Origin of the sequence: Paenibacillus odorifer (assembly GCF_000758725.1) — a bacterium.
GTDB lineage: Bacteria > Bacillota > Bacilli > Paenibacillales > Paenibacillaceae > Paenibacillus_AQ > Paenibacillus_AQ odorifer.
In genome coordinates, this window is record NZ_CP009428.1 from 4,737,529 (window position 1) to 4,750,608 (window position 13,080).

16 protein-coding genes are annotated in these 13,080 nt (G+C 43.4%); 7 read left to right on the forward strand and 9 right to left on the reverse strand.

Annotation, left to right across the window (positions count from 1 at the left end):
- Positions 1-99: 99 nt before the first annotated feature.
- The 3 genes from PODO_RS20700 to lpdA all read right to left on the reverse strand — a co-directional run bounded on the left by PODO_RS20700 (position 100) and on the right by lpdA (position 3,684).
- Positions 100-1,086: an alpha-ketoacid dehydrogenase subunit beta gene (locus tag PODO_RS20700; RefSeq protein WP_038572483.1), complete on the reverse strand. Its 987-nt coding sequence runs from the start codon at positions 1,084-1,086 to the stop codon at positions 100-102.
- Positions 1,087-1,089: 3 nt separating this feature from the next.
- Positions 1,090-2,121, reverse strand: coding sequence for a thiamine pyrophosphate-dependent dehydrogenase E1 component subunit alpha (locus PODO_RS20705; RefSeq protein WP_036676031.1), 1,032 nt, complete (start codon positions 2,119-2,121; stop codon positions 1,090-1,092).
- Between the two features lie 141 nt (positions 2,122-2,262).
- Positions 2,263-3,684 (reverse strand): dihydrolipoyl dehydrogenase, encoded by a 1,422-nt coding sequence (gene lpdA / locus PODO_RS20710; protein ID WP_038572484.1) that lies wholly within the window; start codon positions 3,682-3,684, stop codon positions 2,263-2,265.
- 167 nt (positions 3,685-3,851) lie between these two features.
- Here lpdA and PODO_RS20715 point away from each other — a divergent pair, with 167 nt between their 5' ends.
- The gene (locus tag PODO_RS20715) at positions 3,852-4,157 is read left to right on the forward strand and encodes a DUF2627 domain-containing protein (RefSeq protein ID WP_038572486.1); all 306 of its coding nucleotides are present in this window, start codon (positions 3,852-3,854) and stop codon (positions 4,155-4,157) included.
- A gap of 242 nt (positions 4,158-4,399) precedes the next feature.
- Here the strand turns inward: PODO_RS20715 and PODO_RS20720 are convergent, their stop codons facing one another.
- The 3 genes from PODO_RS20720 to PODO_RS20730 are packed head-to-tail and all read right to left on the reverse strand — an operon-like array spanning position 4,400 to position 8,200.
- Positions 4,400-6,259 carry an ABC transporter ATP-binding protein gene (locus PODO_RS20720; protein ID WP_038572487.1) on the reverse strand — a complete coding sequence of 620 codons (1,860 nt, stop codon included), beginning with the start codon at positions 6,257-6,259 and terminating at the stop codon, positions 4,400-4,402.
- The gene (locus tag PODO_RS20725; RefSeq protein ID WP_038572489.1) at positions 6,240-7,973 is read right to left on the reverse strand and encodes an ABC transporter ATP-binding protein; all 1,734 of its coding nucleotides are present in this window, start codon (positions 7,971-7,973) and stop codon (positions 6,240-6,242) included. Before PODO_RS20725 ends, PODO_RS20720 begins: the two co-directional genes overlap by 20 nt.
- 17 nt (positions 7,974-7,990) lie before the next feature.
- Positions 7,991-8,200, reverse strand: a complete 210-nt coding sequence (locus PODO_RS20730) for a hypothetical protein (protein WP_139329853.1) — start codon at positions 8,198-8,200, stop codon at positions 7,991-7,993.
- A 156-nt stretch (positions 8,201-8,356) separates the two neighbouring features.
- Between PODO_RS20730 and PODO_RS20735 the strand changes: the two genes are divergently transcribed.
- Positions 8,357-8,926: a thymidine kinase gene (locus tag PODO_RS20735; protein WP_036676019.1), complete on the forward strand. Its 570-nt coding sequence runs from the start codon at positions 8,357-8,359 to the stop codon at positions 8,924-8,926.
- Between the two features lie 64 nt (positions 8,927-8,990).
- Here PODO_RS20735 and PODO_RS20740 read toward each other — a convergent pair whose 3' ends face one another.
- The gene (locus PODO_RS20740) at positions 8,991-9,509 is read right to left on the reverse strand and encodes a DinB family protein (protein WP_038572491.1); all 519 of its coding nucleotides are present in this window, start codon (positions 9,507-9,509) and stop codon (positions 8,991-8,993) included.
- A 137-nt stretch (positions 9,510-9,646) separates the two neighbouring features.
- On the opposite strand from PODO_RS20740, the gene PODO_RS31550 reads away from it, so the two are divergent.
- The 5 genes from PODO_RS31550 (at position 9,647) to sda (ending at position 11,686) form a co-directional block, all read left to right on the forward strand.
- A complete protein-coding gene (locus tag PODO_RS31550; protein WP_169744791.1) occupies positions 9,647-10,312 on the forward strand; it encodes a hypothetical protein in 666 nt (221 codons plus the stop codon).
- Positions 10,293-10,820 carry an accessory gene regulator ArgB-like protein gene (locus PODO_RS32350; RefSeq protein ID WP_051490897.1) on the forward strand — a complete coding sequence of 176 codons (528 nt, stop codon included), beginning with the start codon at positions 10,293-10,295 and terminating at the stop codon, positions 10,818-10,820. Before PODO_RS31550 ends, PODO_RS32350 begins: the two co-directional genes overlap by 20 nt.
- A complete protein-coding gene (locus PODO_RS31225) occupies positions 10,817-10,936 on the forward strand; it encodes a cyclic lactone autoinducer peptide (protein ID WP_139329854.1) in 120 nt (39 codons plus the stop codon). Before PODO_RS32350 ends, PODO_RS31225 begins: the two co-directional genes overlap by 4 nt.
- Before the next feature lie 21 nt (positions 10,937-10,957).
- Entirely contained in the window at positions 10,958-11,293 is a 336-nt protein-coding gene (locus PODO_RS20755) for a LytTR family DNA-binding domain-containing protein (protein WP_036676016.1), read from the forward strand.
- 219 nt (positions 11,294-11,512) lie between these two features.
- Positions 11,513-11,686, forward strand: coding sequence for a sporulation histidine kinase inhibitor Sda (gene sda, locus PODO_RS32355; protein ID WP_080742544.1), 174 nt, complete (start codon positions 11,513-11,515; stop codon positions 11,684-11,686).
- Between the two features lie 181 nt (positions 11,687-11,867).
- Here sda and PODO_RS20760 read toward each other — a convergent pair whose 3' ends face one another.
- Together PODO_RS20760 and PODO_RS20765 are read right to left on the reverse strand one after the other, a co-directional pair.
- Positions 11,868-12,176 (reverse strand): hypothetical protein, encoded by a 309-nt coding sequence (locus PODO_RS20760; protein WP_036676014.1) that lies wholly within the window; start codon positions 12,174-12,176, stop codon positions 11,868-11,870.
- A gap of 122 nt (positions 12,177-12,298) precedes the next feature.
- Positions 12,299-12,958, reverse strand: a complete 660-nt coding sequence (locus PODO_RS20765; protein WP_036676012.1) for a helix-turn-helix domain-containing protein — start codon at positions 12,956-12,958, stop codon at positions 12,299-12,301.
- Positions 12,959-13,080 lie beyond the last annotated feature (122 nt).

The following is a 13,080-nucleotide window of genomic DNA, read 5'->3' on the forward strand; positions in this document are numbered from 1 at the left end:
TACATAGTAAAACTTGCTTCGTAAGCATATTCTTAAAGTTTTACGAAGCTTCGTAAGCATCACCTGAGTTTTACGAAGCTTCGCATTCACTCAGCTATTTTAATATTGCGCCAGTCGAAGCATTTCCGCCTTCACTTTTTCTTTGCTAAGCATGAAGAACTTCTCCATTGGCGGGCTGATTGGCATCGCCGGAACATCGGGACCACAGAGACGGAAGATCGGTGCATCCAGCTCGAACAGACAATGCTCAGCGATAATGGCCGCCACTTCGCCGCCAATTCCGCCTGTTTTATTATCTTCATGCACAATCAATACCTTACCGGTCTGACGGGCAGCAGCAATAATCGCATCACGATCCAGCGGTTGCAAGGTACGCAGATCAAGAATATGTGCTGTAATTCCTTCCTCGCGTTCCAATTCTTCCGCAGCCTGCATAGCAAAATGCAGCGGAAGACTGTAGCCAATCACCGTAATATCCGTTCCCTCACGCAACAGATTAGCTTCGCCAATTGGAACGGTGTAATCCCCTTCCGGCACTTCTTCCTTGATCAGCTTGTAACACTTTTTGTTCTCAAAGAAAAGAACCGGATCAGGATCACGTACGGCTGCCTTCAACAAACCTTTAGCATCATAAGCGGAGTAAGGCGCTACAATCTTCAATCCAGGTGTACCAAAGAAAATCGATTCTGGACACTGTGAATGATACAAACCGCCGAACACCCCGCCGCCAATAGGGGCACGAATGACAACCGGGCAACTCCAATCGTTATTTGAACGATAACGGATTTTAGCCGCTTCACTAATGATTTGATTCGTCGCTGGAAGCATAAAGTCGGAGTATTGCATTTCAGCAATTGGTTTCATTCCGTACATAGCTGCTCCGACGGCTACACCAGCAATCGCTGATTCAGCGAGGGGTGTATCCATAACCCGCTCTTCGCCAAACTGTTCCTGTAGACCTTTAGTTGTGGTAAATACGCCGCCTTTGAGACCAACGTCCTCACCAAGCACGAACACGGAATCATCGCGCTCCATTTCTTCCTTCATCGCGAGCCTGATGGCATCGATATATTCCATTATAGCCATGGTTTATGCCCCTCCTTTGAGGTCGGAATCACTGTATACATGCAGCAGTGTGTCTTCCGGTTTCGGGAACGGAGCATTATCGGCATATTCGATAGCCGCTTTAAGCTCAAGATTGCATTCAGCAGCAAGATCTTGTTCTTGCTCGTCACTCCACAATCCCAGACCGATCAAGTAATTACGGAATCCTGCTACGCCGTCCTTCTTCCAGTTCTCATCAACCTCTTCTTTGGTCCGGTAAGCCAGATCATTATCTGAGGTGGAGTGTGGAGACAAACGGTACATCATCGCTTCAATCAGCGTAGGACCTTCACCCGCGAGGGCTCTTTCCCGCGCTTCCTTAACGACACGATAAACCTCAAGCGGATCGTTTCCGTCTACACGCACACCAGGAAATCCATAACCCAGCGCACGGTCGCTAACCTTGCCGCCTAACTGTTTATGAACAGGAACAGAGATTGCGTACTGATTGTTCTGGCACATGATAATAACCGGCAGCTTATTCACTCCGGCAAAGTTACAAGCTTCATGAAAATCCCCCTGATTGCTGGAACCTTCACCGAAGGTTACAAATGAGACGAATTTCTTCTTCTGCATTTTGGCCGCCAGAGCAAAGCCAACCGCATGAGGGACCTGCGTGGTTACAGGGCTTGACCCTGTCACAATACGCAGACGTTTGCTGCCAAAGTGACCTGGCATTTGCCGCCCACCACTGTTTGGGTCTTCTGCCTTTGCGAATACGGACAACATAAGTTCGCGTGTAGTCATACCCACTGAGAGCACGAAAGCATAATCGCGGTAATACGGTAAAAAATAATCATTTTGCCGGTCCAGCGCGAACGCCGCCGCCACCTGACCCGCCTCCTGGCCTATGCCGGAGACATGAAAGTTGATCTTGCCAGCGCGCTGAAGCAGCAGACTGCGCTCATCGTATTTACGAGCGAGCGACATATATCTGTACATATCGATGACCTGGCCGTCACTAAGTCCAAGCTGCTTATGTCTGTTAATCGTTTCTACAGTACCTTGGGATTCCATAAAGAGATACCTCCTTATTCATAAAGCCTGAAGTCTTACAGGAATTAAGACCAATTGTGCCCTGATCTTAAAACCTGGTACTAAGACTTGGCTTGAGTATATTATAATCCCTTTCTACCCAAAAAGAAAAGCTAAGAAAAACTAAAATCCAATAGATCTTCCATCCACAGCTAACATTGCTTCTCCGATAATCTCCGAAAGGGTAGGGTGAGCATGTATAGCTTCACCAATCTCCCAAGGTGTTGCATCCAGAAGCTGTGCCAAGGCCGCTTCTCCAATTAGATCCGTCACATGAGGACCAATCATCTGCACACCAAGAATATCTCCACTGCTACGATCGGCTACAACTTTGACAAATCCGTCCTTCTGGCCATATACAATTGCCTTACCAATGGCGGAAAATGGGAACTTGCCAATCACTACATCATGTCCAAGCTCTTTAGCTTCCTTCACGGTGTAGCCCACACTTGCTACCTCAGGCCGAGTATAGACACAACGTGGTACTAAATGTGTATGGTAAGGATGTAGCTTCTCACCAGATAGATGGTTAACCGCCATAATCCCTTCATGACTGGCTGCATGAGCCAATTGAAGCCCGCCGATGCAGTCACCAATCGCATAAATATGCGGTTCTGCCGTCTGCATACTAGCGTTTACAGCAATAATCCCTTTGTCAAAGCGAATATCTGTGTTTTCAAGACCAATATTCTCGATGTTGGCCACTCTGCCTACGGATACAAGCAATTTTTCTGCGGATAGGCTTTGACTTTGCTCTCCCTTACGGGCTTCGATCGAAATTCCATCCTCCGTTACCTGGCAGGTTGCAGCATCCACTGTAGTTTCAGTCAGTACCTTAACACCACGCTTTTTCAACAACCGTTGCAGTTCCTTAGCTATCTCTTCATCCTCTTGAGGCAGTAACTGACCTGCCGCTTCAACCACAGTCACCTGCACTCCAAAATCAGCCAGCATTGAAGCCCATTCGACACCAATTACACCGCCGCCCACAATAATGATAGAAGATGGCAGCTCTTCGAGCGTGAGCGCTTCATCACTGCTAAGAATCACTTTCCCGTCTGGTTCGAGACCAGGCAATACTCGTGGGCGTGAGCCCGTAGCGATAATAAGATGGCTGGAAACTACTGTTTCCATCTCCCCATCTTCCAGTTCCACAGCTACAGCACCGCTGCGCGGAGAAAAAATAGAAGGACCCGTTACGCGCCCTTTACCTTTGACAACTTGTATTTTATTTTTGCGCATCAAATATTGTACGCCTTGATGAAGTTGCTCAACTACAGCTTCTTTGCGTTTCTGTACCTTTGGGAATACCAGCTGTACACCGCTTGTCTCAATGCCATAGCTCTCACTCTCATTGATTTCAGCATATACCTCTGCACTACGGAGCAGTGATTTACTAGGAATGCAGCCCCGATGCAGACAGGTTCCTCCAAGTTTGTCCATTTCGATGACGACAACGGACTTTCCAAGCTGTGCAGCGCGAATAGCCGCCACATACCCTCCAGTACCTCCGCCAAGTATGGCCACGTCACATGAAATTGTCATGATATGTATCCTCCAGTCATTACACGTAAGTTCATTTTACTTAGTATATTGTACTCTCTTTTTGCTCTATTACAAAACTTATAAACGTCATATGCAAATGGACTTTTTCTTGCTAAAGCGTTATCATATGGGTGAATCTAAAGGGCTAAGAGGGGTAGGAGACACTTATGAAACTGTTAATTTCACGCTTCATTGCCATCCTTATTCTTGTGTTTCCGGGCTTAATAGCAATGAAGGGCTTCCTTATGATGAAGGATGATATTTTTGATTACATATCCATGCATGGTGATGATACCGTTGTGCCCCACTTTGCTTGGCTGCATTTCGGTGGTGGATTGCTGCTCTTCGCAGCTGGCATGACTTTCCTTGGTGGCTGGATTCTGGCTAGGGACCGTAAGAAGAATTACGTAGGTCCAAGGTTCAAGGAGAAGCAAAAGGCGAAACAAGCCGGAACGCAGGAAACGATCTCTTAAGATGCTATACTAAACTTAGAATCAGCATTTTCATCTCATCATTTGTTCATCTGATCATATGAATCTCGAATCGCACACAATCAAGCCTTATTACCCTGCTGATTGTAATTTGTACAATAGATTTCCCCACATTCAAACCCTCCCAGCTCACCCGATCTGGTGCTCGTTATCTATCACAAATAACATAAAGGCGAGAACTTCATGGACGCAATCTGCGCTCCCTGAAAATTCTCGCCTTTTTCTTAAATACCCGCCTTATCAAGCGCCTCTTTCCGCCGCCCCTGTACCAACTCACTGTACAGTCCGCTTTGCTTCAGCAGCTCTTCATGAGAGCCTTGCTGCAATAATCTGCCGCCCTGAAGCACAAGAATTCGATCAGCCGCACGAATCGTGCCAAGTCTATGAGCGATGACGAAGCTCGTTCGCCCTTTCATCAGCGCCTGCAGCCCTTCCTGAATCTTGATCTCGGTCACTGTATCAATACTGCTGGTTGCTTCATCAAGCACAAGCATAGAGGGGTTAGCAAGAATCGCTCTCGCAATGGAGAGCAGCTGCTTCTGCCCTTGGCTTATACCGCTGCCATCCGCCGAGAGCATCCGTTCATAACCTTCGGGCATTCGCATAATAAAAGAATGGGCATTGGCCAGCTTAGCCGCCTCTTCAACCTCTTCATCGGACGCATCCAGCCTCCCGTACCGGATGTTATCGCGGATACTCCCTTTGAACAAAAAGGAATCCTGCAATACAAAGGCCATATGACTTCTCAAGCTTTCCCGCCGAATCGAAGTGATATCTAAGCCATCCAGCGTGATTTTCCCCTGATTAGGATCATAAAAACGGGATAACAGCCCTATTAGCGTTGTTTTGCCTGCACCGGTAGGTCCAACTAAAGCGATCATCTCACCAGGCTTCGCTTCAAAGCTGATATCCTGCAGCGTGTTAGAACCTCCATCATAAGAAAAAGCTACATTTTCAAACTTCACCGCACCCTGTACAGTTTCAAGTGATATGGCTGCACCTTCATCTTTAGCCTCGGTCTCTTCGTCCAGCACTTCAAACACCCGTTCTGCCCCTGCCACCGCTGAAAGCAAGGTATTCCACTGATTCGCTAAATCATTAAGCGGACGAGTAAACTGGCGGGTATATTCAACGAATACGATGATCACACCCACTGTAATCGACCCACGGATCGCAAGCAGACCACCAATTCCTGCAACAATGGCGAAGCTGAGATTATTAAGACCATTCATAAGCTTGGGGATGAAACCAGAAATGGACTGCGCCCAGTAACCTGACAGCATAATTCGCTTGTTGCGTTCATGAAAACCGGAGATGACCCGTTCCTCTTGTGAAAAAGCCTTGATAATCCGTTGTCCGGATAAGGTCTCCTCAATATAACCGTTAAGCTCCCCTACATTGCGCTGACGTTCTTTAAATAGTGGACCTGTACGGCGTGTAATCCAGCGCATGCCTAACAACATCAAAGGCACGACGAGGAATGTGAGCAGCGTCAACAAGGGACTAAGCCACAGCATAACCCCTACGGTTCCCAGCAAGGTTAAGACACTTGAAAATATCTGAATAGCCGAGCTATTCAACGTAGAGCTGACGTTCTCGATATCATTGGTAAGACGGCTCATAATTTCTCCCTGCTGTCTCCGATTAAAAAAGGAAATGGGCAGACGGTGTAAATGGGAGAATAGCTCCGTACGCATCCGTAATACAGTTTCTTGAGCAATTTCGATCATCCATATGTTTTGCAGCCAAGAAGTCAGAGAATAAAAAATGTACACACAAGCAAGGCTTGTCAGAAAAACAACCCATGAGCGCCCGCCGGTACCTTCCAGATAATTATCCACCGCTCTGCCAATCATGTATGGCCCCAGCAGCGCTAGCGCTGAGCTGAAGACAACCATGATCAGTACAAGAATAAGCTTGGCTTTACGCTCAGCTAGATAACTCCAGATCCGGATCAGCGTCCCTGACCAATCCTTCGCCTTTGCTTTGGGTTTGCCGCCAGATGCTGTCCCTAGACTTCGTCCCACGCCAAGTTCAAAGTTCGGTTTAGGATGACGAAAAGGTTCAATTAATGCTTTGAACATGCTGCTTCGCCTCCTCTACCTGTGATTCATAAATCTTGCGGTACAGCTCGGAGCTTGCCATAAGCTCCTTATGCGAGCCTTTGCCAATTAATCGTCCCTCATCCAGCAACAGGATCAAATCGGCTGATGCCGTTGAACTGATTTTCTGAGTAATCAAAAAGGTTGTACAGGAGATATCCTTTAGCGCCTCCAGCAAAAGCCCTTCCGTAACCGCATCAAGTGCACTGGTGCTGTCATCAAGGATCAACATAGCCGGTTTCCTAACAAGTGCGCGGGCAATCGTTAACCGCTGCTTTTGTCCGCCGGAGAGATTAACCCCTCGTTGACCAAGCATCGTGTCATAGCCATCCGGCAACCCTTTTACCGTCTCGTGAATTTGTGCAGCCGCCGCTGCTTGTTGGATTTGTTCCAGTGTGGCGTGTTCATTGCCCCATGCAATATTATTGCGGATTGATCCGCTGAAAAGCTGCAATTCCTGAGGCACATAACCTATCGATCTCCGCAGTCTGAAAATATCAATATCAGCACTTTTTTCACCGTCAATCCAAATGGTGCCGTCAGTCTCTTCATACAAGCGCGGAATCAGACTCACGAGTGAGGATTTTCCAGATCCGGTCGCCCCCATAATCGCTACTCGCTCACCAGCAGCTACTTCAAAATGAATGTCCTCCAGGACAGAGATATCACTATTAGGATACTTAAAGCAAACGCCTTCAAATTTAACGTGGCCCTGAATCGGTTCGCCTTGCAAAGTCCCGCCTTCATGAACTCCAGCTCCCGCTTCCATAACTTCTGAAACACGCTGAGAGGAGGCCCGAGCGCGGGAAAACGTTACAACAAGACCAGATATCGCTGATAGTGCTCCAATCGTTCGCAAGGAGTAATTAATAACAGCAACAGTCTGACCCAAAGTAGCATCCCCATTGGAAATGGCTATCCGTCCAAACCATAAAATCGCCAAAATCGCCGCATTCACAATAAGCATAACAAAAGGCATCGTCGTCTCAGTCAAACGCAAGGCAGACACCGTTGATCTCATCAAATTCCCGCTAAATACCGTGAAACGTTCAATCTCATACCCCATACGCACAAATACGCGGATCAAGCGAATACCCGTAAGATTCTCCTGAATCACGCCATTAACTCCGTCTAAACGCTGCTGGACCGTACGAAATAACAAGGAAGCTTTTCTCATAATCCAGTAGAGGAAAAAAATCAACAAAGGTAACGCCACCGTCAGCAGTAATCCCAGCTTCACATGAACAACTAACGCCATAATCACACTGCCTACCACAACAAGTGGCACCCGTGTCATAAAGCGCAAGCTCATAAAAATAGTATCCTGCAGCTGTGATACATCACCAGTCAGACGGGTAATCAGTGACGAGGTAGCAAAACGATTGAATACTTCATACGTAAAAGACTGTACCTTTTCGTACAATTTGTCCCTAAGATCGAACGCAAAGCTCTGACTTGCATGGGCAGCAAAAAAAGAACTGAGTACCCCGGCTGTAAACGCAACTACCGCGCTGCCGATCAATATACTGCCCCACAGCCATACTACAGAGGTATCTTTTTCTCGGATCCCTAAGTCAATGATTTTGGAAATGATCAAAGGCTGTGATAATTCTACCGTCAATTCAATGAGCATCATTACAAGGGCAGCTATTGCAGCTACCTTATATTTTTTGAGAAAAGAGAAAATCAAAGCCATTCGCATACCCTCTTTTTCTATTCGTACAGTGCATCCCTTAACCGAGTTGACATCGTGGAAGCCTGTCCAGTTTTCAGTATTGCTCGACGCAGTGCTTTATTACTCCGATTCAATTCCACCAAATCCGCCATCATTTCTTCCAGCAAGCTTTCAGTGTCACTGGATAAATCTCCATTCTGCTGCAAAAGAGCTAACCGTTCCTTATATTCATCTAATCTTTCAGTCACACTTATTACTTCCTTTCCCATCTCTTATTACCACTTATCATACCACATCCAATCAATCGCAATGTTTTCACTGGATACATCCGATCCGAATATGATACTCTAATAAGGTCGCATTTTTAAGATATGATCATTGTTTTTACGAAAGGATAGATGGAAGTGGCACAATTGTTTTTCAAATACGGAGCAATGAACAGTGGTAAATCTATTGAGATACTCAAGGTTGCACATAATTATGAAGAGCAGGGGAAATCGGTGCTTATTTTCACTCCATCCATAGACGACCGGGACGAGGTTGGTTTTATTTCTTCTCGTATTGGGCTTCGGAAACAAGCAATCCCCATCGATGAGAACACAGATATTTATAATATCGTCAGCAGTAACCAACCTAAACCACACTGTGTACTTATTGATGAATGTCAATTTCTAAGCAAGGAATGTATTCTCCAGCTAGTGCGTATCGTTGATGAGCTGGGTATTCCGGTAATGGCCTTCGGACTTAAAAATGATTTTCAGAATCAGTTATTTGAAGGCAGCAAATATATGCTGATCTACGCTGATAAAATTGAGGAAATGAAGACGATCTGCTGGTTCTGCGAGCGCAAAGCTACTATGGCTCTACGAGTAGAAAACGGCAAGCCCGTATATAGCGGCAAGCAAATCCAGATTGGTGGTAATGAAGCTTACTATCCGGTATGCCGCAAATGTCACAAGAATCCACCGCTATAGCCGTGTATAAAAAGCATCCCAAAGCCATAAAGGCTATTGGAATGCTTTTTTGATTAAGAAGATATTACCCTAAATATCTTTCTTTAAGAATATTCAAATGATGATGGTCATGTCCAATCATAATGCAGGCCTGAGCTCTCGCAGAAAGAGTAGCCTCGTTAACAGTTCCCTTCCGGATCCATGCTTCCTCCGGCAGAGTTTCCATTAGGAGTAATGTCGATTCTCGAACAAGATTGTAGTGGGCCAGCAACGCTTTTAAAGTGTGCGCTTCGAAATTGGCGGTAAGTACATAGTCTTTCTCTTCAAAACCCGGCAGTGGAGTCGTATCCCCTCTGGCGATGCACAATAAACGGTAGGACATGATTCTTCCGGTATCAGCCAGATGTCCGACCATTTCCTTGATACTCCATTTCTCCGGAGCGTAACGATAGTCCCCTTGTTCTTCCGTAAGATTCGAAATAAAAGTGCAAATCTCATCCGTCTGCTCTCTAAAAATAGTAATGATGTCTCCTTCAGCTGGCACTAAATCGACATATTTTGATAATTCTTCGAGATACTCACTGCTTTCTGGACGTCGATCCATGTCTAAACCCCTCTCATTTTGAATTTTTTTGAAAAAATAGGAGGAAAATTATACTGTAGTTGTTGTATTTTAGCTCATTTTATACGATACTTGCAATAATAGGGTTGGTTAAACTAGAAGTCATCGGGAGTGTCGGCATGCTAGATTTTATTCTTTTTATGATATTTTCAATACTTGAGACTTATGCGATGTTCTTTCTGGCTTTCAAAATTTTCAAAATTGACTTATATCATAAAGAGATGGTGTTTGCTAGTTTTATTATGGGCTTTTTTTCTTATACAATTAGGATCAACTATGGGATGTTTCCATTAGATATTTTCTCACAATATGCACTAATGTTTTGTTTTATGTGGATGTTATTCCGGATTCATCCCTTCTACGCTTCTATATTAACCGGGATGACCTATCAAGCATACTTGGTGATTCAGACCAGTCTTATGTATCTATTAAACTCTGTAATCATCATGCCTCTAAATATCTTGAACCCGATTACCAAAAACATGATCACAATGCAGGTTTTATCAGCATTAACCGCGATTCTCATTGGTATGTATGTAGGTCATAAACGTATTGGATATGACTTTGTACCTGATAAACCCGATGTAAAAATTAAACCAACGACTAATGAAAAAATATTATTCGCTCTTAATCTTCCTACAATAATTGTCGTTACTTCACTCAACTACTTTTTTGAATCTCGTTTCTTTTTCATAATCCCATTTCTCTATGGAATACTATTATGGGGATATCTATATTTCTCATACAAAAAGGACAGAAATAATTATGAATCATTTATCTCTTAAAATTGTTGAGTTCATTAAGAAAAGTAATCCAGAGCAAACGCATTCTATTGAAATCATGCATTATGCCCTTAGCATTATTCTGAATACTTTATTAATTATTATGACTTCATTATGCATTGGCGGGCTCACTGGACAGCTAAAAGAAACATTCTTAGCCTTATTCAGTTTCATACTCCTAAGAATGTCATCTGGTGGTGTGCATTTAAAATCCGCAAGGTCCTGCAATATTGTATCTATCTTTATCTGTTCACTTATCCCTCATATTACCTATCTAATACATAACCATTTGATTTGGATTAATCTTTTTTCTTTACTTGTAATGATCTTATGTGCTCCGAATCCTGATGTTAATGCTCAAATCCCCAAAGAATGGTATTTGGGTTTAAAGATCATTTCCATAATTCTGGTTTCTTTGAATTTTTGGATCCATTCGTCTGTCATTGGATTGGCATTTTTAGTTCAATCCTTTACAGTTATAATCCCATTACAAAGGAGGTCAATCAGATGAAAAAAACCTTAGCTCGTTATGCTTCTAACCTACTGGGTACTTCTGCTCAAGTTTTTACAAAAATTCTAAAACCAGCAGCTTACAGCCCTGAAATTCCAAAAGAACTGCGCAAGTAATTAAACAAGGATGGGGAAAAGATGCGTGTCTTACAGAAAGACGGTTCCTCTAGTGATATTCTAGAGGAAGATATATTGTATTTCTCGAATTATAAAAATACAATATTCGTCCATACGAAAGAAGGCGAATTTATTCTCCCCACCACGCTTTCCGATCTTTCCGTAGCGTATGAGGGTAAGGGATTCGAACGCCTTGACCGCAGCAATGTCGTCAATATCAACAACATAGAAGGCTATGATCCCGGGCGGAAGATTGTATGCTTTAATCAAGGTACGCAGTTCACTACTGTTTCGGAATCCAATGAACCTCGCCTTAAGAAGTATCTTGCTTCACAAAAGAAAAAACCGTCAGAATAAAATTCAGTTTTTAATAATCCCGGCATGTTCACACATGCCGGGATTATTTTATTAAAAATTGAAACTTTTTAGCATTTTCCTCAAAATCGCACATTATGCCATAATAATCCTCAAATGTAAAGATAAATTCGTAGGATGAATGACAGGAGACGGATCCTATTCCAAATGATACCATATAGATAAACCTATAATAAAAACAATTAATGATGGAGGATCATAATGAATTACTATTTTCATCCCTCTCCACGCCCCTCATCCCTGGAATCGATATCTGACGAGGATTTACTAAGAATCTATGAGCTAGCGGTTGATGCCCATGCATTACCGGATTTCATTGAAATTATTAAAGATATCATGAGAAGTAGAAATCTCATAGATTCTGAAAATATATAACATCCCCTTCCCCATTAAATTCACACTGACGCATGGTACACATTTTTCTCCAGCTTCAACCAACAATAAGCTCCTTAGGTCGCCTTAAGTTAAGTACATAAACATAAAAAAGGTAGAGCCTCCGCGGCCCTACCTTTTTTATATGCACATATGATGGTTAATCTCAGATAAAAATAATGCTCTATTCTGTAATTTCTGTTTTGAAAACATTCTCCAATTTGCCGCCGAGTCTTTTCTTCAAAGGAACTTTAATATCTCTGCCCAATTCTTTAAAGAAAGTTTCAACATCACATTTCACATTTTTTGCAGTTGCGATTACCGCACCATCACCAACAATGTTTTGATTCGCTTCAAGAGGAACATCAACTTCGATGTCATACTTTTTGGATAATGTCTTGATGTAACGTGCGAAGATCTCCAGCAATTCCTCGTTATTAAAATTCTCTATAGCGACTTTGCCCTTGCTGGTAAACTTCATGTTAATTTTCATTATTAATATCCCCTTTTCTGTCAAACCATTTTTAGTTGTTAGTTTATGGATCAAGATGAATAGATGGCTGCAAGAAAGGGCAACATTCATTCATTTTTGAGATCATTAGCAAAAGGCATACATTATTTATAAGCACCCTTTATTTGTTGTACTTTAAACTGAGTAAATTCTTTAAGTGCTTGTATGACCTGATCCTGTTCCTCTTCCTTCAGTTCATAAACGCACTCCCGTAGCCACTCGCCAAATAGAAAGGCTTGACGCCCTTTACGGGGGCTCTTTCTTAAGGAGTCGAGGTTACCCTCAAACTTATCGTTCAGGACATCGGTCAGATTGTATTTCTCAATCTTCTCTATTACCATTCCTGCCCCATATTCCGTTTCGTAAACTATAACTTCATTCGAATCAAAGGAAACGTACGATGTTTCTTTCCCTTCCTTCGCTCTGAATTCCTTAAGCTTGTTAAAGGCTGTCTCGTAGATATAATCTTGAGACTGTTTGAGCTGTGGCAGCTCATATCCTTGCTTCAAGGTCTTGATATATTCAATATCTGGCATATAATCTGCCAAATGGTACATCCGATTCTTCAGATCCGTTCCAAGCGCTTCAATGATCTTGTCCAGATTGTCTTTAAGCGGAATGCTCTCTCCACGTTCGATTTTGCTGAGCTGTGAGTAACTTATACCGCTCTTTTCTTCCAGTCCTCTTAAGGTTAACCCTCTCGTCTTTCTGATGTGCCGAATGAAATTACCCAGCTCATCGGGATAGTTCTCAAAATCATTCATGGGAGTCACCTCCCTACTATCATAACACAACATAACAATTTGTGTTGGCTAATAACAATTATTCCTTGTTTTTACTTGCCTCTGAAGAGCAATTCCCAGTATTCCACGCCCAATATAACCCT